Annotated in this window: 16 protein-coding genes and 2 pseudogenes; 6 read left to right on the top strand and 12 right to left on the bottom strand. The window is 69.1% G+C overall.

Annotated features, from left to right (window positions below; all coding sequences use genetic code 11):
• The first annotated feature begins 40 nt into the window (after nt 1–40).
• Entirely contained in the window at nt 41–1,159 is a 1,119-nt protein-coding gene (locus KIT86_RS04715) for a DUF1513 domain-containing protein (RefSeq protein WP_297395478.1), read from the top strand.
• Nucleotides 1,160–1,236: 77 nt separating this feature from the next.
• On the opposite strand, the gene KIT86_RS04710 is transcribed toward KIT86_RS04715, so the two are convergent.
• From KIT86_RS04710 to KIT86_RS04675, 8 genes are all read right to left on the bottom strand, one after another.
• On the bottom strand, nt 1,237–1,674 hold the full coding sequence (locus tag KIT86_RS04710; RefSeq protein WP_297395477.1) for a hypothetical protein: 438 nt from the start codon (nt 1,672–1,674) through the stop codon (nt 1,237–1,239).
• Nucleotides 1,671–2,501, bottom strand: coding sequence for a heme ABC transporter ATP-binding protein (locus KIT86_RS04705; RefSeq protein WP_297395572.1), 831 nt, complete (start codon nt 2,499–2,501; stop codon nt 1,671–1,673). Before KIT86_RS04705 ends, KIT86_RS04710 begins: the two co-directional genes overlap by 4 nt.
• Before the next feature lie 110 nt (nt 2,502–2,611).
• On the bottom strand, nt 2,612–3,673 hold the full coding sequence (locus KIT86_RS04700) for an iron ABC transporter permease (protein WP_297395570.1): 1,062 nt from the start codon (nt 3,671–3,673) through the stop codon (nt 2,612–2,614).
• 17 nt (nt 3,674–3,690) lie between these two features.
• Nucleotides 3,691–4,188 (bottom strand): hypothetical protein, encoded by a 498-nt coding sequence (locus KIT86_RS04695; protein ID WP_297395475.1) that lies wholly within the window; start codon nt 4,186–4,188, stop codon nt 3,691–3,693.
• A 61-nt stretch (nt 4,189–4,249) separates the two neighbouring features.
• Nucleotides 4,250–5,134 (bottom strand): hemin ABC transporter substrate-binding protein, encoded by an 885-nt coding sequence (locus KIT86_RS04690; protein WP_297395473.1) that lies wholly within the window; start codon nt 5,132–5,134, stop codon nt 4,250–4,252.
• A 43-nt stretch (nt 5,135–5,177) separates the two neighbouring features.
• A complete protein-coding gene (locus KIT86_RS04685) occupies nt 5,178–6,266 on the bottom strand; it encodes a ChuX/HutX family heme-like substrate-binding protein (RefSeq protein WP_297395471.1) in 1,089 nt (362 codons plus the stop codon).
• A gap of 37 nt (nt 6,267–6,303) precedes the next feature.
• Entirely contained in the window at nt 6,304–6,630 is a 327-nt protein-coding gene (locus KIT86_RS04680) for a hypothetical protein (protein ID WP_297395469.1), read from the bottom strand.
• A gap of 8 nt (nt 6,631–6,638) precedes the next feature.
• On the bottom strand, nt 6,639–8,756 hold the full coding sequence (locus KIT86_RS04675; protein WP_297395467.1) for a TonB-dependent hemoglobin/transferrin/lactoferrin family receptor: 2,118 nt from the start codon (nt 8,754–8,756) through the stop codon (nt 6,639–6,641).
• Nucleotides 8,757–9,080: 324 nt separating this feature from the next.
• Between KIT86_RS04675 and bfr the strand changes: the two genes are divergently transcribed.
• The 3 genes and pseudogenes from bfr (at nt 9,081) to KIT86_RS04660 (ending at nt 12,475) form a co-directional block, all read left to right on the top strand.
• Nucleotides 9,081–9,557: a bacterioferritin gene (gene bfr / locus KIT86_RS04670; RefSeq protein WP_297395465.1), complete on the top strand. Its 477-nt coding sequence runs from the start codon at nt 9,081–9,083 to the stop codon at nt 9,555–9,557.
• A gap of 137 nt (nt 9,558–9,694) precedes the next feature.
• Nucleotides 9,695–9,847: pseudogene (locus tag KIT86_RS04665) on the top strand (bacterioferritin-associated ferredoxin); the annotation flags it as partial.
• 300 nt (nt 9,848–10,147) lie between these two features.
• A complete protein-coding gene (locus KIT86_RS04660) occupies nt 10,148–12,475 on the top strand; it encodes an NADP-dependent malic enzyme (protein ID WP_297395463.1) in 2,328 nt (775 codons plus the stop codon).
• 21 nt (nt 12,476–12,496) lie between these two features.
• Here KIT86_RS04660 and KIT86_RS04655 read toward each other — a convergent pair whose 3' ends face one another.
• A complete protein-coding gene (locus KIT86_RS04655) occupies nt 12,497–12,697 on the bottom strand; it encodes a hypothetical protein (RefSeq protein ID WP_297395462.1) in 201 nt (66 codons plus the stop codon).
• On the opposite strand from KIT86_RS04655, the gene KIT86_RS04650 reads away from it, so the two are divergent.
• Both KIT86_RS04650 and KIT86_RS04645 read left to right on the top strand, forming a co-directional pair.
• A complete protein-coding gene (locus tag KIT86_RS04650; protein WP_297395461.1) occupies nt 12,696–13,118 on the top strand; it encodes a ribonuclease in 423 nt (140 codons plus the stop codon). The two genes, KIT86_RS04655 and KIT86_RS04650, sit on opposite strands and share 2 nt — an antisense overlap.
• Before the next feature lie 54 nt (nt 13,119–13,172).
• Nucleotides 13,173–13,568: pseudogene (locus tag KIT86_RS04645) on the top strand (barstar family protein); the annotation flags it as partial.
• Between the two features lie 196 nt (nt 13,569–13,764).
• Here the strand turns inward: KIT86_RS04645 and rsmA are convergent.
• The 3 genes from rsmA to KIT86_RS04630 are packed head-to-tail and all read right to left on the bottom strand — an operon-like array spanning nt 13,765 to nt 18,416.
• Nucleotides 13,765–14,538, bottom strand: a complete 774-nt coding sequence (rsmA, locus tag KIT86_RS04640) for a 16S rRNA (adenine(1518)-N(6)/adenine(1519)-N(6))-dimethyltransferase RsmA (RefSeq protein WP_297395457.1) — start codon at nt 14,536–14,538, stop codon at nt 13,765–13,767.
• Nucleotides 14,539–14,572: 34 nt separating this feature from the next.
• Complete coding sequence (locus tag KIT86_RS04635) at nt 14,573–15,958, bottom strand: peptidylprolyl isomerase (RefSeq protein WP_297395455.1); 1,386 nt, start codon at nt 15,956–15,958, stop codon at nt 14,573–14,575.
• On the bottom strand, nt 15,951–18,416 hold the full coding sequence (locus tag KIT86_RS04630; protein WP_297395453.1) for an LPS assembly protein LptD: 2,466 nt from the start codon (nt 18,414–18,416) through the stop codon (nt 15,951–15,953). The genes KIT86_RS04635 and KIT86_RS04630 overlap by 8 nt, the downstream gene beginning before the upstream one ends.
• Nucleotides 18,417–18,544 lie beyond the last annotated feature (128 nt).

Here is an 18,544-nt window from a genome sequence, read left to right as displayed (position 1 = left end):
GGGCGATGGATCGGCATCTTGGCCCGGCGCAGCCGGACCCTTGTCCCCCCTTGATGGAGGCACGTCGCACGCAACGCGTCTTTGGCTGTCGCGCCGCCAATGGCTGGTGGCTGCCGCGGCCATGGGCCTCGCACCGGCCTGGGCCGCGCGCAACAGCACACGCCTGATCTCGGCCTGGCAGACCCCGAGCGAACACCGCATCGGCGTGATCGCGGTGGATGGCGCGCGCTGGTCGGTGCAGCGCTCGCTCGCCGTGCCCACGCGCGCGCACGGCCTGTTGCTTGAAGCCGGCGGCAGCGTGCTCGCCACCGCGCGCCGCCCTGGCGACTGGCTGCTGCGCTGGCACCCGGCGAGCGGGCAGACGCAATGGCACTGGATCGAGGACGACCGGCGCTTCAACGGCCACGCCGTCGCCAGCCCCGACGGCCGCACGCTCTGGACCACCGAGACCGACCTCGACAACGCGCAGGGCCGCCTGGCCAAGCGCGACGCGAAGACCCTGGAGAAATCCGCCGAATGGGCCACGCAGGGCATGGACCCGCACGAGCTCATCGTGCTGCCGCAGCGCGTGGGCGAGATCCCCGCCGGCAGCCTGCTGGTGGCCAACGGCGGCATTCCCACGTTGCCCGAGACCGGGCGCAGCAAGCGCCAGCTCGACCGGATGGACGCCTCGCTGGTGGCGCTGGACCCGCGCGACGGCGCGGTGCTGGGCCAGTGGCGCCTGGACGACCCCTACCTGAGCATCCGCCACCTGGCGTGGGACCCGGTGTCGCGCACGGTCGGCATCGCGCTGCAGGCCGAGCACCCGGACGCCGAGGCCAAGCGGCGCGCGCCGGTCTTCGCCGCGTGGAACGGCCAGCGCCTGCAGGCCGCCCGGGGCCAGCCCGCGGTGCAAGGTTATGGCGGCGACATCTGCGCCCTGCCCGAGGGCGGTTTCGTGGTGAGCTGCCCGCGCGCGGACGCGCTGGCCCTGTTCGGCGCCGACGCGCGCTGGTCGCAGAACCTCGCGCACCGCGAGGCCTACGCGCTGGCGGCGGACCAGGGCCATTGGTGGGCCAGCGGCGCCGAAGGCGTGTGGTGCGCGCCCGAAGGCCACGAGGCCCGGTCCGCCGAGCGCCTGCAGATCGACAACCACTGGACCGCCTGGCCCCAGGCCTGAGGCGGGTACCCGCCATGGCGGCTCCTGCGCTGCCGTGGGGTGGCAGTGTCAAGCGCAGGGCACGTCAGGCTCGGGCGCTACCTGGCGGCCTCCTGGAGGCCGCTGGCGTAGAGATCGCAGGTCTGGCCGGTGCGGCGGCACTGGCCGTCGCCCTCCAGCCAGGGGTGGGCATGGCCCACGCACCCGGTCTGGCAGATCACGCTGCTGGCTTCGGCCATCGCGCGGGCCCCGGCCTGCCCTGCCGGCGGGGGGACGCGGCGCGCCAGCGGCTTCATGACGCCGGCCACGCCCAGGCCCCAGAGCTGGCAGGTGCGCGAGACCATGAGTTGCGCGCGCAGGTACAGCACCTCGTCTTCCAGCGCCGATACCTGCAAGGCCCAGGCGCGCAACTGCTCGCCCACGCGGCGCTGCAGGCCGGCCACCTGGCGGGTGAGCGCACCGTGTTCGATCGCGATCTCGCGCGCGGCCAGGCTGTCGTGGCGCGCGGGCAGGGGCGATGGTGGGTTCTGTGTCATGGGCGGTCCTTCCCTGGCAACGGCGGCGCACCGGCGGCGATGAGCAACTGGGCCACGCCGTCGGCCGCGCGCACGGTGCTGGCCTGCACCTGCCACACCCGCTGCACCAGCGCGGGCCGCAGCACGCGCGCTGGCGGGCCGCAGGCCTGCAACACACCGCCGTCGAGCACCCACGCGCGGTCGGCGTAGCGCAGGGCGAGGTTGGGGTCGTGCAGCACGGCGAGCACGCCCACGCCCTGCTCGCGCGCCCAGCGCTGCACGGTGCCCAGGGTGTCGTGCTGGTGGCGCAGATCGAGGGCGGCCGTGGGCTCGTCGAGCAGCAACCAGCGCGGCGCGCCGTCGGCCAGCGGCTCCCAGATCTGCGCCATCACCCGCGCCAGCTGCACGCGGGCGCGTTCGCCGCCGCTGAGGCTGACCACGCTGCGCTCGGCCAGGTCGGCCACGCCGGTGGCCTGCATCGCGGCGCGCACGATCGTGGCTTCATGGGCCGAGGGCTGCAGGTGGTGCGGGTAGCGGCCCAGTTCCACCACGTCGCGCACGCGGAAGTCGAAGGCCACGGCCGTCTCCTGCGGCAGCACCGCGCGGTGGCGCGCGAGGCGGTGCACGGTCGCGGGCGCCACCGCCAGGCCGTTGAGCGTCACACGGCCGGCGTCGGGCGCGCGCAGGCCCGAGAGCACCGACAGCAGGGTGGACTTGCCCGCGCCGTTGGGGCCGAGGATGGCCCCGACCTCGCCCGGGGCGAGCCGCAGCTGCACGCCCTGCAGCAAGTGGCGGGGGCCGGCGCGCACGCCCACGTCCCGCGCCCATAGGCCTTGCCCGTCGCCCAGGGCAGCGGCATCGGCCCCGCTGTCATCGTCGTCGTCCAGCCACAGCGGGCGTTCGCCCGCTGGCAGCTCGGCGCAGGCGCAGCGCCAGTCGGCGTCGAGCAGGCGCGCGTTCACAGGCGCCTCCCGTGCGCGCTGCGCAGCAGGAGCAGGAAGAAGGGCACACCCACCACGGCGGTGAGCACGCCCAGCGGCAGTTCGGCGGGCTGCAGGACGGTGCGCGCAACCGCGTCGGCCAGCAGCACCAGCACCGCGCCCAGCAGGGCCGAGCCGGGCAGCACCCAGCGGTGGTCGGGCCCGGCCATCAGGCGCACCATGTGCGGGGCGACCAGGCCGACAAAACCGATGATGCCGGTGGTGGCCGTGACCGCGCCCACGGCCAGCGCCGCGACCACGATGGCGATCTGCTTCACGCGCTCGACCGACACGCCCAGCAGCACCGCCTGCGCCTCGCCCAGCGCCAGCGCGTTGAGCGGGCGCGCCAGGCGCAGCCCGACGGCGCCGGCCGCCAGCGTGATGCCAGCGACCAGCGCCACCGCACCCCAGCGCGCGCCGCCCAGGCTGCCGAGCAGCCAGAACTGCAGGTTGCGCAGCTGTTCGTCGGTGGCCAGGAAGCTGAGCAGGCCCAGGCCGGCGCCGGCCAGCGCGTTGACCGCGATGCCGGCCAGCAGCATCAGGCCCACGCGCGTGCCCCCTTCGCCGCGCGAGAGCAGGTAGATCAGCACCGTGACCGCCAGGCCGCCGCCGAAGGCCATGAGCACCAGCGTCCAGCTCCCCAGCGAGCGCGGCAGGTCGGGGAACCAGAGGTTGCCCATGACGATGGTGGCACCCGCGGCCAGGGCCGCGCCGCTGCTCACGCCGATCAGACCCGGGTCGGCCAGCGGGTTGCGGAACAGGCCCTGCATGAGCGCACCGGCCAGGCCCAGCCCGGCCCCGGCGGCCACCCCGAGCACCAGGCGCGGCAGGCGGATGTTGAAGAACACCAGTTCGGCGCCACTGCTGCCGGGCGCGGCGGTGGTCACCGCGCCCAGCAGCACGGCCGGCAACTCGCTCAACGGCAGGCTGTAGGCGCCCTGGCCTGCCGCCCACAGCAGCGCGAGCACCAGCAGCGCGCCCAACCCGAGCAGCAGGCCCGGGCCCGAGAGGCGGCGCGGCGTCCAGCGCAGGGGCGCCATCGCCGGCGCGGCCGTGTTCACGACCGGTCCTCCATGCGCTGCTCGCCGGGCTGCCGCTGCGCCGACACGTCGGGCCACCAGGCCACGCGGTCGATCAAATGCAACACGTTGCCATCGATGTCGCTGAGCGTGAGCTCCCAGGCACCCCAAGGCTGCCAGCGCGGCGACTCGCCCTCGAAGCGGTGGGCGTGCAGCGGCTTGCGCCCGCCCAGGCCGGTGCGGCAGGGCCGCAGCACGGCCGCGCGCAGGCTGGCGTGCAGCACATGGATGCGCGGCACTTCCACACGGTGGTGGCCGGGCGCAAAGCCCCGGTCGCCAGGCGTGGGGCGCTCCCAGCGCCCGGGCGTGGCAGCGCAGGCCCAGAGCTGCACCTGCAACGGGCCATGAGCCACCAGGGCGCACACCCCGGGAATGTGCTGACGGCACTCGAAGCCCAGCACGCCCGTGTAGTCGGCCACGGCGCGCCTCAGGTCGGGCGTGCGCACATTGGCGAGGTCGTGGCGCACGGCGTTCATGGTGCGACCTCCGCGCTGCGCACGGCGGTGCGAGCGGGCTTGGGGCGGCCCGGCGCGGCGCTCATGTGTTCACCACCTGGTTGTGCAGGCGCTCCACCACCTCAGGCAGGCGCGGGCCGAAGCCCAGCAGTTCCAGCGCGTCCAGATGCACCAGCGTTCGGTCGGACGCTCGGCGCTGAAAGGCCGGCGTGAGCGCGAGTTCGGGGCGCTGCCAGAACTTCGCTTCACCGCCGATGGCGTCGATGCCTTGTGTGGTCGTCAGGATGACGTCGGGCGCGGCCTGCGCCATGGCCTCGGCCGTCATGGGCCGGTAGCCCTGGAAGCCGCCCAGCGCGTTGCGCGCACCGATGAAGCGGATCAGCGCGTCGGCCGCTGTCTTCTCGCCCGAGACCTGCGGGCTGCCGCTGTGCGAGAGCACAAACAGGATCCGGGGACCCGGGCCTCTGGCGGACTGCACGCGCGCGCTCACGGCCTGCCAGCGCGCATCGAGCCGGGCCTGCAGTTCGCGCGCGGCGGCCTCGCGGTTCGAGGCGCGGCCCACGGCGGCGATCTTGCGGCGCACCTCGTCCCAGGTGTGGTCGGACGCCACCAGCTCCACACGCACACCGGCGCTGCGCAGCTGGTCGATCACGACTGGCGGGCCGGCATCGGTGCCGGCGATCAGCGCGTCGGGACGCAGCGCGAGCAGGCCTTCCGCGGAGAGCTGGCGCATGTAACCGACCTTGGGCGTGGCCCGCGCTGCCGCCGGGTACAGGCTGGTGGTGTCGGTGCCGACCAGCTGGTCCTGCGCGCCCAGCGCATAGACCACTTCGGTGATGCCACCACCGACGGTGACCAGGCGCGGCGCGCGGGTGGCGGCCATCAGGCCCAGGGGCGATCCCGCAGCGGCCAAAGCCGGCAAAGCCTGCAGCGCGCGCCGGCGCGAAAGGGAAGGGCCATTGAACATCGTGGGCTCCTGGATGCGTGAGAAAAGGCGGTCGCGGCCGCGCTTATGCCGGCACCGGGCGGTGGGGCTGGCCCGCTGCGGCCTGCAGGTGCGCAACGATGTGGCGCCAGGCCTGCAACTCGCTCTGCCCGGGCTTGCGCGCGCCGAAAAACATGGCCATGAGCTCGCCGCGCGCGTCGAAGGCTTCCACCGAGGTCACGACGCCGTCGCTGGTGGGTTTCTCCACCACCCACACGTCCTGGATCAGGTCCTCGCGCAGGTGCAGGTTGAAGCCGGGGTCGAGCACGTTGAGCCAGGCCTTGCCCTGGATCTCCATCGGCTCCACGCGCCTGACCGGGCCGGTGTGGATCTGGATGCAGCCCGGGCTGCCCACGAAGACCATGATGGGCGTGCCGTCGAAGGCCGCTTCCATCAGCAATTCGCGCACCGCCGCCTTGTCCACGCGGTGGGTGTAGCGGCCCTCGACCAGGCGAAAGCCCTGCTGGCGCTCCAGGCCGAATTGCTTGAGCAGCGGAAAGAACTGGTGGGTGTCGGTCATCGCGCCCCACGCGGCACCGAAGGCCTGCGCGTCCACCCGGGGTGGCGGCGTGGGGGTGCTGGCCCCATCGCGCGACACGAAGTCGACGCCGCGCTGATCGTCGCTGTGCTGGGCGATCACGCGCTGCCAGGCGGCCAGGTCGGTCTGTTCGCGCACATAGATCTTGTGCACGGCCACGCCGTGGCGATCGAAGAACTGCAGGCTGGGCGTGCCCATGCCAGGCGACGACTTCAGCGCCTCGGCCACCGCGAAGCCGGCGTGCCACTGGTTGAAGAACAGGCGCAGGTCGATCTGCTCGCCCAGCGCCAGACCCACCGGGCCGCTGGCCGAGACCTTCTGGTACACGCCCGTCTTCTCGTGCACCACGCTCTCGTTGCGCGTGAGCGCCATCAGCGGGCCGCAGGCCTGGAGCGATTGCAACAGGCCCAGCCAGTCGGGCATGAGCGAGATGGCCTGCAGCGGTGCCTCGTGCGCGCCACGGTGCGCGGCGATGGCCGCACCCTCGCTCAGGCCCGCCGATTCGGCGGCCTCCTTGGCCCGCAGGCCGCGCTCGCGCATGGCCTGGAAAGCGGTTCGGATGTCGTGGTCATGCATGGTGTTCTCCTGAAGGTGAGGTGGCGGCTGGCCCGTGTCACTGCACGCGGGCTGGAACGGGGTGCCAAAGGGGCGTGGGCGCGGCGTCGACGGCCATCGCCTCGGCGGTGTGCTCCAGCGCCAGTTGCCAGCGCGTGCGCAGGTTGGCCAGCATGGTTTGCATGGGCGGCGAGAGTTGCGGATGCGCCGAGAGATGCAGCAGGTTGGACACCAGCTTGCGCGCCATGCACGGGCGGTGCGGGCAGTCGGGCGCGCTCTGGGCGTAGCCCGTCATCAGCGCCAGGGTGCCCGCGAACAGGGCCTCCACGCTGGGCAGGGTGTACTCCTCGTCGACGGTTTGCGGGTGTTGATCGGCTGCGGACATGGCAATTCCTAGAAATCAGTGACCAGCGCCACCGAGAAGCTGCGCCCCGGTGCGGTGTAGGCATCCAGCACCGGCGAGTTCGCGGCCACGCCGATGACGTTGGTCCACTCCCAGTACTTGCGGTCCGTCACGTTGTGGATCGCGGCACTGAGCCGCGTGGCCTTGCTGACCTGCCAGCTCGCGCGCAGGTCCAGCGTGGTGTACGAGGGCGGTGCAAACTGGTTCGCGAGGTTGGCGTCGTTGATGTCGCTGGCCGACTTCTTCATCGTGTGGGCGATCACGGCCCCCAGCTTCCAGTCCCCCACGCGCTGATCCACGCCGAGCAGCAGCCGGGCGGGGTTGACCGTGTTCAGCGGCACGCCCAGGCGCGTGTCCTTGCCTTGGGTCTGGCCGTAGGCCAGGCGCAGGTCGGTGGCTGGTCCGAGCGCGAACTTGCCCTTGAACTCGAAGCCGCTGAGGCGCACCTGGCCGCGGTTGACCGCCTGGTAGGTCAGCGGGTTGAGCGGATTGCCCGCCTGGCCACCCACCACCACCAGTTCTTCGATGAAGTCCTTGTAGCGACCGGTGAACACCGCGGCCTCCCACTGCACCGGGCCCACCTTGTCGCGTGCGCCGACTTCCAGCGTGCGGCTGCGCTCGGGCTTCAGATCGGGGTTGGGGATGGTGCGGTAGCTCGCCAGCGTGTTCTGGAAGTTGTTGTTGAGCTGCAGCGCGCTTGGCGCCTTGAAGCCGGCCGCGAGGTTGGCAAACAGGGCCAGCTCCGTGCCCGGACGGAAGATGGCACCCAGCTTGGGCGAGAGCGCCGAGTCCGACAGGCTGGCCGGCTGCAGCGGATACAGCGAACTGCTTCGGGCCTTGAGGTCAAAGCGGTCGTAGCGCAGCGCCGGGATGATGCTCCAGCGCTCGGTGGCGAATTCGCTCTGCACGAACAGCGCGGTGTTGGTCTCGCTGGTGGGCGGGAAGCGCTTGAGCGGGTAGCGCTCGTAAGACGGTGCGCCCACGCCGGTGACGAGGTTGTCCATTTTCGCGACGGACACGTCTGCGCCGTAGACCAGCTTCTGCCCCCAGTCAGCGCCCAGCGATCGGGCCTTCTCGGCCTGCAGCACGCCTTGCCAGAGCTTCTCGCTGTAGGTCACGTCCCGCACGCGGTAGGTGGGCGCGGCGCTGCGCCACTCGGTCGAGATCTCCTGCGATTCGGCCTGCTGGTAGCCCACGGTGGCGCGCAGTTCGTCGGCCCAGGCCGCGTTGAGCTGGCAGCGGCCGTCCCAGCTCAGGCGCGTGCGCGCCATGTCGGTGGTGCCGTCCACGTCCTGTGTGGTGACGCCCATGCTGGTGGCGCGGGCCGTGTAAGCCTCGACCTCGCCCGACTTGTCCACATGCTCCAGTGTCAGCGTGTGGCGCTGGCCGGCACCCGGGGTGAGCACCACCTTGCCCAGGAGTGACACGCTCTTGTCTTTCTGCGGGTTGGGCGCCGTGCGCGTGCTGTTGAGGGACTGCAGGGTGCCCTGGTTGTCCAGTTCGCCGCTGCGGCCCACCTGCACGCTGCCCAGCCACTGCAGCGTGTCGTTCGGCGCGCCCACCAGCGTGACGCCGAGACCGCGGCTGTCGTCCTCGCTGTCGGCCTTGAGCCCCACGCGCCCACCGAAGGTCTTGCCCGGCTGGAGCAGGTCTTTCGGCTCGGTGGTGAACATCGCGACCATGCCGGCCAGGCCGTCCGAACCATAGAGCGCGGAGTTCGCGCCCCGCACGATCTCCACGCGCGAGATCAGCCCGAGGTCGTAGTAGTCGCGGCCAAACGAGGCCGAGCCGAACACCACGCTGGAGAGCTCGCGCGGCACACGGATGCCATCGACGGTGAGCAGCACGCGGTTGCCCTCGAGCCCGCGCAGGTTGAAGCCGGCGTTGCCATCGCGCCCGGTCGAGCCGGTGACGCCACCGAAGCGCTGTGGCGCGCGGCGCACGCTCATGTTGGGCACTTCGCGCACCAGATCGCGGATGTCCTGCACGCGCGCGGGGTCGAGGTCTTCACCCGTGAGCACGTCGATGCTCGCAGGCACGTCCTCGATCGCGCGCTCGCTGCGCGAACCGCTCACCACCACTTCGCGCAGGGTCGACGGCGGAGCCACTGGGGCGGCCTGCGGCGCGGTCTGTGCCAGGGCCGGTCCCGCCAGAAACACAAGGCAAGCCAGGCCGCCCGCGCGGGGCCGGGGGCAAGAAAAAGTCAGGGGAAGGGGATAGCGCGAGGAGGTCAAGACGGCACCTGGATCCAGAGGGTGGAAGACAAGGCTGGCGTCACGACCTCAGGCGGCTGCCGGGTGCGGGCTGGCGGGAGACTTTATTATATGCGAACGATTCTCATTTGCAAGCCGTACCGATTCTCAGCACTGAATCGATCGCGCGGTACGCGCACAATGCGCGCCTGTCAACAAAAAAACGAAAGGAGTGCTCCCGTGAAAGGCGACGCCCAAGTCATCACCCATCTGCAGGCTCAACTCAAGAACGAGCTCACCGCGATCAACCAGTATTTCGTCCACTACCGCATGCTCAAGCACTGGGGCCTGGACAAGCTGGCCGCCAAGGAATACGAAGAGTCGATCGGCGAAATGAAGCACGCCGACAAGCTCATGGATCGCATCTTCACGCTCGACGGCCTGCCCAACCTGCAGGACCTGGGCAAGCTGAACATCGGCGAGGACGTGCCCGAGATTCTCAAGAGCGACCTGGCCCTGGAAACCGGCGCGCAGAAGACCATCAAGGACGGCATCGCCCACTGCGAATCGGTGCGCGACTACGTGTCCCGCGATCTGCTGCAGACGATCCTGGACGACACGGAAGAGCACATCGACTTCTTGGAAACCCAGATCGACCTGCTCGGCAAGGTGGGCATCCAGAACTACCTCCAGAGCCAGATGGGCTCGGTCAGCTGAGCGCTCCCGCCCGGCACGCCCCCTTCCAGCCCAAGAGCCCCGCCGATGCGCGGGGCTTTTTTTTGGTCTTTTGAATACGATCAATTATCATTTGCGCACACGTTCACGCTGAACCACCCTTTTCGCCCCTCTGCCCCATGATCGTTTGCGTTTGCCACCGAGTCAGTGACCAGACCATCGCACGCTGTGCACGGTCGGGCATGGCATTCGACGACATCCAGCTCGAATTGGGCGTGGCCACCCAGTGCGGCCAGTGCGAGTCCTGCGCCCGCACCCTCTGGTCGGAGTGCACGCCCCACCAGTCGGTGGTGCATTTGCAGCTGCACCCTGCCACCTTGCCCGCCCAGGCCGCTGCGGCCTGAGCACCGCAGGGCTTTCCCCCTCCAGACTTTCCCTGCCCGCCCCGTGTGGGCCCAAGACGCTGCCGCATACTGCGGCTGGTGGTGTTGGCCTTGGCCATTCCGTCCGGAAAAGTCAAAGGCACCCGGACGCTTTACGCGGTTCCACGCACTAGGGTTTTCCCGCCCGGCGCTTTAGAATGCGCAATTCCTTTCCGCATCGCAAGATGACGACCCGCTGGAGACAAGAGCATGAGCATGGAAAACAGCCCTGAGAACAAGCGCGCCGAGCTGCGCCGAGCCGCACTCGAATACCACGAGTTCCCAGTCCCCGGCAAGGTGTCGATCGCGGCCACCAAGCAGCTCACCAACCAGCGCGATCTCGCCCTGGCCTACTCGCCCGGCGTGGCCGCCCCCTGCGAAGAAATCGTGGCCAACCCGGTCAACGCCTACAAGTACACCGCCCGCGGCAACCTGGTGGCGGTCATCACCAACGGCACGGCCGTGCTCGGCTTGGGCGACATTGGCCCTCTGGCGGCCAAGCCGGTGATGGAAGGCAAGGGCGTGCTTTTCAAGAAGTTCGCCGGCGTCGATGTGTTCGACATCGAGATCAACGAGAAGGACCCGGTCAAGCTGGTCGAAGTGATCGCGGCCCTGGAGCCGACCTTCGGTGCGATCAACCTGGAAGACATCAAGGCGCCGGACTGCTTCTATGTCGAGCGCGAGCTGCGCAAGCGCATGAACATCCCCGTGTTCCACGACGATCAGCACGGCACCGCCATCACGGTGGCGGCGGCCATGCTCAACGGGCTGAAGGTCGCGGGCAAGGACATCGGCCAGGTCAAGCTGGTCACCTCGGGCGCGGGCGCGGCGGCACTGGCCTGCCTGAACCTGCTGCTCAAGGTCGGGCTCAAGCGCGAGAACGTGTTCGTCACCGACCTGGCCGGCGTGGTCTACGAGGGCCGCGAGGAGCTGATGGACGACGACAAGCGCCAATACATGCAGAAGACCGACAAGCGCAAGCTCGCCGAGGTGATCGTCGGTGCCGACGTGTTCCTCGGCCTGTCGGCCGGCGGCGTGCTCAAGCCCGAGATGGTGGCCTCGATGGCGGCCAAGCCGGTGATCTTCGCACTGGCCAACCCGAACCCCGAGATCGCGCCCGAGGACGCGCACGCCGTGCGCAACGACATCATCATGGCCACGGGGCGCACCGATTACCCCAACCAGGTCAACAACGTCCTGTGCTTCCCCTACATCTTCCGCGGCGCGCTCGATGCGGGCGCCTCCACCATCACCGATGAGATGGAGATCGCCGCGGTGCACGCCATCGCCGAACTGGCGCAGGCCGAGCAGAGCGAGGTGGTGGCTGCGGCCTATGCGGGCGAGAAGCTGGCGTTCGGGCCCGAGTACCTCATCCCCAAGCCGTTCGACCCCCGCCTGATGATGAAGATCGCGCCCGCCGTGGCGCAAGCCGCGGTCGACAGCGGCGTGGCCCAGCGGCCCGTGCCCGACATGGCGGCCTACCGCGAAAAGCTCCAGAGCTTCGTGTTCGCCTCGGGCACCATCATGAAGCCCATCTTCTCGGCCGCGAAGGCCGCAGCGCGCAAGCGCGTGGCCTACGCCGAAGGCGAAGAAGAGCGCGTGCTGCGCGCCTGCCAGATCGTGGTGGACGAAGGCCTGGCCCGTCCCACGCTGATCGGCCGTCCGGCCATCATCGCGCAGCGCATCGAGAAGTTCGGCCTGCGCCTGCGCGAAGAGCTCGACTACGACGTCGTCAATGTGGAGCAGGACGACCGCTACCGCGACTTCTGGCAGACCTACCACCGCATGACCGAGCGCAAGGGCGTGACGCAGCAGCTTGCCAAGATCGAGATGCGCCGCCGCCTCACGCTCATCGGCGCGATGCTGCTGCACAAGGGCGAGGTGGATGGCCTCATCTGCGGCACCTGGGGCTCCACCCAGCACCACCTGAAGTACATCGACCAGGTGATCGGCAAGCGCGCCGGCGGCAGCCCCAGCACCGCCCAGGACGTGCGCATCTACGCCTGCATGAACGGCCTCATGCTGCCCGGCCGCCAGGTGTTCCTGGTCGACACGCACGTCAACTACGACCCCACACCCGAAGAGCTGTGCGAGATCACCGTGATGGCGGCCGAGGAAATGCTGCGCTTCGGCCTGCAACCCAAGGCAGCCCTGCTCTCGCACTCCAACTTCGGCTCCAGCGACGAGCCCAGCGCCATCAAAATGCGCCGCACCCTGGCGCTGCTGCGCGAGCAGGCACCCTGGCTGGAGGTCGACGGTGAAATGCACGGAGATGTGGCACTGGACTCGAACGCGCGCGACGCCCTGATGCCCAACTCCACGCTCAAGGGGCCGGCCAACCTGCTGGTGCTGCCCAACATCGATGCCGCCAACATCGCCTGCAACCTGCTCAAAACGGCGGCGGGCGGCAACATTGCCGTCGGGCCGGTGCTGCTGGGCGCCGACAAACCGGTGCACATCCTGACCCCCAGCGCCACGGTGCGTCGCATCGTCAACATGACCGCCCTCACCGTGGCGGATGCCAACGTCTCGCGTTGACGCCTCCCAAACAAGCAAGCGCTAACTTTTACTCACATTCCCAGCGCGGAGATTTGCTGAATATTTCAGCAGGCGCTTGCTTTTTCCCCCCGGGTCAGGCACACTAGCGCGCTTGGATTTCAGGGTTAACCCGCCCTCCGGCACGGCACGAAATAATGCTTTGGCATTGCTTTCAAAAGGTGCAGGAGGCGGGTTGATGTCTTCAGGAGCTGGGAATTTCATGGGTCTGAAACAGATCCGGGCTCGTGTCGGGAAGGCCAGGGGAGTGGCCCTCGCCGCCGTTCTGGCGGCGGTATTGGGCACCATTGCGGTGCAGGCCCGCGCCCCGAATGCTTCATGGTCCGATTCGAGTGCCGCAACGGTGGTGGTCTCGGGACTGCCGCCGCAAGGCCAGGACGTGATGAACCAGATCCGGCAAGGCGGGCCCTTCCGATACGACAAGGACGGCTCGGTGTTTGGCAACCGCGAACGCCTTCTGCCCAACGAGAAGCGTGGGTACTACCGGGAATACACGGTGCCCACGCCGGGTCTGAACCACCGGGGAGCCCGGCGGATCGTGTGTGGCGGGTTGAAGCCCCGAGCCCCTGAAGCGTGTTATTACACCGAAGACCACTACAGCAGCTTCCGGCTGATCGTGCAGTGAACCTCCGGTGGTGTGAACGGATTTTTAACTTTGACCTTAGAAAGAGACGCGGAGATGGACACGCCACTTCGTAACGTACGCCCCAACATCGTTCAGTCGATTCGCGCCCACGGCGTGAAAGACCTGCAGGCTGCGGCCGAGCACCTGGGGCATCACTTCCTGTACGCCAACCTGGCCAAGGCCCAGAGCAAGCAGGATGTGTTGGAGTTGATCGCGGCCCAGTACACCTTGCCGTCGCACTTCGGCAAGAACTTCGACGCGCTCTACGATTGCATGACGGACATGGTGCACAAGTCGGGCCCGCAGACCGGCTTCATCGTCGTGCTGGAGCACATTCCAGCGCACGCCAAGTTCGACAAGGAAGCGCGCGAGCAGCTGCTCGACATCTTCCGTGATGCCGCCGACTACTGGTCGGACCGCAAGGTCCCGTTCCGCTGCTTCTATTCGTTCTCGGTGGCGCGCGCGCCCAAGGGCGAAGAGCCCATCGAAGTGCAGACCGACGAGCCCATGCCCACCGACAAGATCCTGGACGTGAGCCCGATGGCGCTGCGCATGAGCAGCCCGTTCAACGCGGGTTACTGGCTGGCCGCCGCCTGATTGCGGTCCACCCCGCCTTCAGAAAGCCGCTGCAGCCCAGCGGCTTTTTTCATGCCTTGGCGGGGGTGGCCTGCGCCAGGGCGACGTATTCGCTCACCGGCACCTCTTCGGCCCGGCGTTGCAGGTCGAAGTCGCCGTCAAACCCCTGCTCGTCGAGCCAGCGGCCCAAGGTGTTGCGCAGGATCTTGCGGCGCTGGCTGAACGCCACCTGCACCATCGCCCCATACCGCGCCACGTCGAGCGCGGGCGGCGCGGACAGGGGCACCATGCGCACGATGGCGCTGTCCACCCGCGGAGGCGGGTCGAAACTCTCCGGGGGCACGAACAGCACATTGTCCATCGCGTAGCGCCATTGGAGCATCACCGACAGGCGGCCATAGTCGGCCGTGGCGGGCCGCGCGACCATGCGGTCGATCACCTCTTTCTGCAGCATGAAGTGCTGGTCCTGCACGACCGCGACGTGGTCGAGCAGGTGGAACAGGATCGGCGTGGAGATGTTGTAGGGCAGGTTGCCCACCACGCGCAGGCGCCCCTGCGCGCCCAGCCGCAGGGCCAGCGCGCTGAAGTCCACCTTGAGCACATCGGACTCGATCACGTCGAGCTGGCCATGCTCGCGCAGTCGAACGGCGAGGTCTCGATCGAGTTCGATCACCGTCAGCCGGCCCAGGCGCTCCACCAGGGGCTGCGTGAGCGCGGCCAGGCCAGGTCCGATCTCGACCATGGCGTCGCCCGGCGTCGGCGCGATGGCCGTGACGATGGCGTCGATGATCGCGCTGTCGGTCAGGAAGTGCTGGCCGAACCGTTTGCGGGCGATGTGCTTCATGCGATGGCGGGTCTCGCGCCGCGCGCCAGCGGCCTCACGGCTGCGGCGGGTCGCGGTACTCGACGTAGGCCCGGCTGCGCGTGTCCTGCGTCCACACCCGCAGGGCGTCTTCGAGTTTCTTCTCGCGCGCCAGGCCGCGCACCATGTCGCGCTGCTCGCGCTGCGTGAGCGTGGCCTGCCGGCGCTCGTCCACGCGGATGAGGTGCACCCCGAAGCGAGAGACCAGGGGTGCCGACACCTCGCCCGGTCGCAACGCATTCATGGCCTGCTCGAACTCGGGCACGAACATGCCCGGACCGGCCCAGCCAAGGTCCCCGCCCTGGCTGGCCGAACCGTCCTGGCTGTGTTCGCGCGCGAGCGCTTCGAAGCTGGCCTGGCCGCTGGCGATCTGCTGGCGGAAAGCGGCGAGGCGCGCAACCGCGTCCGCCTGGCTCAGCTGCGGCCCCGTGCGCAACAGGATGTGGCGCGCCCGGGTCTGCGTCACGATGGCATCGGGCATGCCCGCCTGCTTCTTCTCGATCACCTTGAGCACGTGGAAACCGGCCGGGCTGCGCAGCGGCCCTGCCACGCCACCCGCAGCGAGCGCGCGCGTGGCATCGACGAACAGGCTGGGCAGGCGGGTGGCCGGTCGCATGCCGAACAGGCCTCCGTTGGTCCGCTCCGGCGCATCGGAGAAATCGCGCGCGAGCTGGGCGAAGTCCGCGCCCGCGCGGGCCCGCTCGGCCACGCCTTGCGCGCGAGCCTGCAGTTCCTGGATGCGCTCGGGCGTGGCACCTTCGGGAACCGCCACGAGCACGTGGGCGAGGTTGAGCTCCAGGCTGGCGACGTCGCTGTTGCCGCGCTGCTCGCGGATGAAGTCATCGATGTCGGCATCGGTCACCCGCACACGGGAGTCGACCTGGCGCTCCTGCACGCGCTGCAGCAGGATCTGGTTGCGCAGGTTGTTGCGGAAGCGGTTGATGTCGATGCCCTCGGCCGCCAGGCGGCGTCGAAGTTCGTCGGGGCTGAGCTGGTTCTGCGCCGCGATCGCCTGCTCGGCCTGCGTGACCGCGGCTTCGTCCACCGTGATGCCGAGCTCGCTGGCCTGCTGCATCTGCGCCCGCTCGTTGATGATCTGCTCAAGCACCTCGCGCACGAGCACGTCGCGCGCCGGCATGGCCGTGCCCTCCTGGGCGATCTGCTGCTCCACACGCAAGAGGCGCTGGCGCACTTCGTTGTTGGTGACGGGTTCGGAATTGACCAGCGCGACGATGAAGTCCGCCGTGCCTTGCTGGGTCGGGGCGGCGGGCGCGGTGCTGCGCGGCAGATTGAGCTGGCCCGAGGACCGCAGGCCTTGCGCCTGGACGGTACAAGCCCACACCAGGGGCACGCACAACAACCAGGTGGACAGGCGTGAAGGGGCGGTTTGGCGATCAGTCATATTGTTGGAACCGGCTGGGCGGGTTGATGTCTTCGCGCAGGTACTGGTAGCGCGGCACGTTGTCCTTCAGCGTCTTCAAAGGGTTGGAGCCCAGGCGCGTGAAACCGGAGAACTCCAGCTGGAACAGGATACGCTGATTGGCAGAGGAGGCGCTGCGCTGCAGCCGCTCGAGCACGACGCGCCCGATCCAGCAACCGGCATCGTACTCAAAGCCTGCCACCAGATCGACCACCTTGCGGTCGGGCACGCTGTAGTTGATGCGGCCCACGCTGTACCACTGGCCAGCGCCCAGGCCGCGGCCCGGCACGCCGGTCTTCGCGGGCGTCTCCCACAGGTCGTTGAGGGGCCACTGCCAGCCAAAGTCGTACTGCTCGCTGCTGCCGCGCTGCAGGCGGTAAGCCGCGCTGAACACCCGGTAGCGGCTGGGCATGTAGCGCACACCCAGGGTGGTGCGCACCGATTCGCCAGCCCCCGGGCTGTACTGGAAATTGGTGTCGACGGTCCAGCGCGGCGTCCATTGCACACGCGTGGCCAGCAAGATGTCGCTGAGCCGATCGGTCACCGGCGCGCCGCCCGACTGGCCTGTGGCATTGGGCAGGAAGACGTTCTGGTCGCGGATCAGGTAGCGCTGGGCAAGCCCGACGCGCACAACCTCGGCGCCGGACTCCGGGTCGAGCAGGCGCGAACTCGCGCCCACGGTGATGGCCCGCGTGTCCGAAATGCGGTCGTTGCCGCCGAACACGTTCTCCGAGAAGATGGTCGCGAAATTGAAGTCGTTCGCGGCCGAGTCGTAGTTGGGCAACAGGCTCTGGTCGCGGTAGGGCGTCCAGGTGAAGAAGGCGCGCGGCTCCAGCGTCTGAACGAAGGCGCGGCCAAAGTAGCTCGCGTCGCGCTCGAAGATGAGGCCGCCATCCAGGCTGACCGTGGGCAGCACACGCGATGCGGTGCGCGAGCCATTGGCCAGGGGGTTGTCGAACTGGTACTGCGTGGCGTGCAGCTGCGCGCGCGGCTTGAAGAACCATCCCGGCGCCTCCCAGCGCCGGCTGAGCTCGGCGATGGCCATGGAGCGCGAGCCGTTGGTCTGGCGGGTGAGCAGGGGGTCGGACTCGAAGCGCGTGTACTCGCTGAGCACCGAGTAGTACCAGTCGTTCACGCCGCCGATGCGGCCATCGCCGCGGCTGTAGCGCACGGCCACGGAGGGCAGGCGGTCATATGGCGGCGTGATGGGGGCTTCGATGTCCTGCAGGGTCTGCCAGCTGTAGACGCCCGCGCTGACGGCCCAGGGGCCACGGCTCCAGCTGTAGACCGCATTGCCCGCGAGCAGGCGGTTGCTCAGCGTGCCGAAAGCGCGCGGGAAATCGCGCCAGTAGTTGTCGTCGCTCACGCGGTTCAAGTCCAGCGAGAGGCCGGCCGACCCTCCCAGGCCCAGGCTGGAGCCGCTCAGGTTCTGGCTGTGCTGCAGAGAATAGCCCCAGCGGTCGTCGTCGCGCAAGGGATCGGAGGGCAGGAACGACCCTCGCACCTGACCGGCATAGCTCGGTTGCAGGTACCGCACCTCGGCGCCGAGCTCCAGGCCGCGCTTGCTCATGAGCGTCGGGTAGATCGTGGCATCGAGGTTGGGCGCGATATTGAGGTAGTAGGGCAGCGTGAGCTCGAGCCCGTTGATGCTGTCCAGGTTGATGGTGGGCGGCAGCAGACCGGACTTGCGCTTGTCGGTCAGGGGGAAGCTGAAGCGGGGCCAGCCGAGGATGGGCACGCCCTTGAACTCGATCACGCCGCCGGTGGCCGTGCCCATTTCTTCCACGTTGTCGAAATCGATGCGCGTGGCGCGGATCAGCCAGGCGGGCATCCAATCGGCCCCCGGCGTGCGCGGGCAGGTGGAGTAGCGGGCCTGGTGCGCGGTCGCGTTGTCCTCACCCAGAAAGTCCAGCCGGCTGGCGTCGCCCTTGCCTTCGTTCTGCAGCAGGGTGAAATTGGGCTTCTGGAACTGGCCTTTGAAGGTGTCCACATTGATTTGCAGCTCCGGGCCCTCGAAGCGGTCGCCATTGCGGTTGATCAGCACATTGCCCGTGGCTTTGGCCTCGCTGTCGCGCTGGTCGAACTCGAGCCGATCGGCGCGGATCACCGTGTCGTGCCGGCGAAGCTCGGCATTTCCTTCGACGGTGGTGACGCTGTCGGTCTGGCCTTCGATGCGGTCCCCGCGCACGAAGGTCGGGGCCTGCTGGCGCGCGTCTTCCGGCAGGTTTTCCTGCAGCGCGCGGCTGGGTTTCAAATGAACGGTGGCTTCGTCGCCGTCGCCCGACTGGGCGCGGGCGGCGCCAGGCGACCACAGGGCACCCCAGGCGATCACGGCCAGCAACACATGCACCGCGCGCGCCACGGGCACCGCCACGAAATGCGGGTTGGCGAGGACTCCGTGCGGGCGCTTGGAGGGCGACGGATCGGTGCGGCGGTTCAAGGGTGGAATTCGGTGGTCCGGCTGCCAGAACGGGCCCGGAGGCCGGTCGCCGCGATGCAGGGGGTTTGTAGAATCAAGGGCGATTATCCACTGCCCGACACCCGGACAGGTCGCGCGGCCACCCACGT

This window comes from Hydrogenophaga sp., from assembly GCF_026125825.1.
Classification (GTDB): domain Bacteria; phylum Pseudomonadota; class Gammaproteobacteria; order Burkholderiales; family Burkholderiaceae_C; genus Hydrogenophaga.
This window is presented reverse-complemented; position numbering and strand designations above follow the sequence as displayed.

Bases quoted from the DNA above. Each gene is read 5' to 3' on its own strand.
- KIT86_RS04650 (WP_297395461.1), top strand. From the start codon at position 12,696: ATGGGTCTGAAACAGATCCGGGCTCGTGTCGGGAAGGCCAGGGGAGTG.
- KIT86_RS04660 (WP_297395463.1), top strand. From the start codon at position 10,148: ATGAGCATGGAAAACAGCCCTGAGAACAAGCGCGCCGAGCTGCGCCGA.
- KIT86_RS04635 (WP_297395455.1), bottom strand. From the start codon at position 15,958: ATGACTGATCGCCAAACCGCCCCTTCACGCCTGTCCACCTGGTTGTTG.
- KIT86_RS04680 (WP_297395469.1), bottom strand. From the start codon at position 6,630: ATGTCCGCAGCCGATCAACACCCGCAAACCGTCGACGAGGAGTACACC.
- KIT86_RS04655 (WP_297395462.1), bottom strand. From the start codon at position 12,697: ATGAAATTCCCAGCTCCTGAAGACATCAACCCGCCTCCTGCACCTTTT.
- KIT86_RS04700 (WP_297395570.1), bottom strand. From the start codon at position 3,673: ATGGCGCCCCTGCGCTGGACGCCGCGCCGCCTCTCGGGCCCGGGCCTG.
- rsmA (WP_297395457.1), bottom strand. From the start codon at position 14,538: ATGAAGCACATCGCCCGCAAACGGTTCGGCCAGCACTTCCTGACCGAC.
- KIT86_RS04685 (WP_297395471.1), bottom strand. From the start codon at position 6,266: ATGCATGACCACGACATCCGAACCGCTTTCCAGGCCATGCGCGAGCGC.
- KIT86_RS04710 (WP_297395477.1), bottom strand. From the start codon at position 1,674: ATGACACAGAACCCACCATCGCCCCTGCCCGCGCGCCACGACAGCCTG.
- KIT86_RS04695 (WP_297395475.1), bottom strand. From the start codon at position 4,188: ATGAACGCCGTGCGCCACGACCTCGCCAATGTGCGCACGCCCGACCTG.
- KIT86_RS04690 (WP_297395473.1), bottom strand. From the start codon at position 5,134: ATGTTCAATGGCCCTTCCCTTTCGCGCCGGCGCGCGCTGCAGGCTTTG.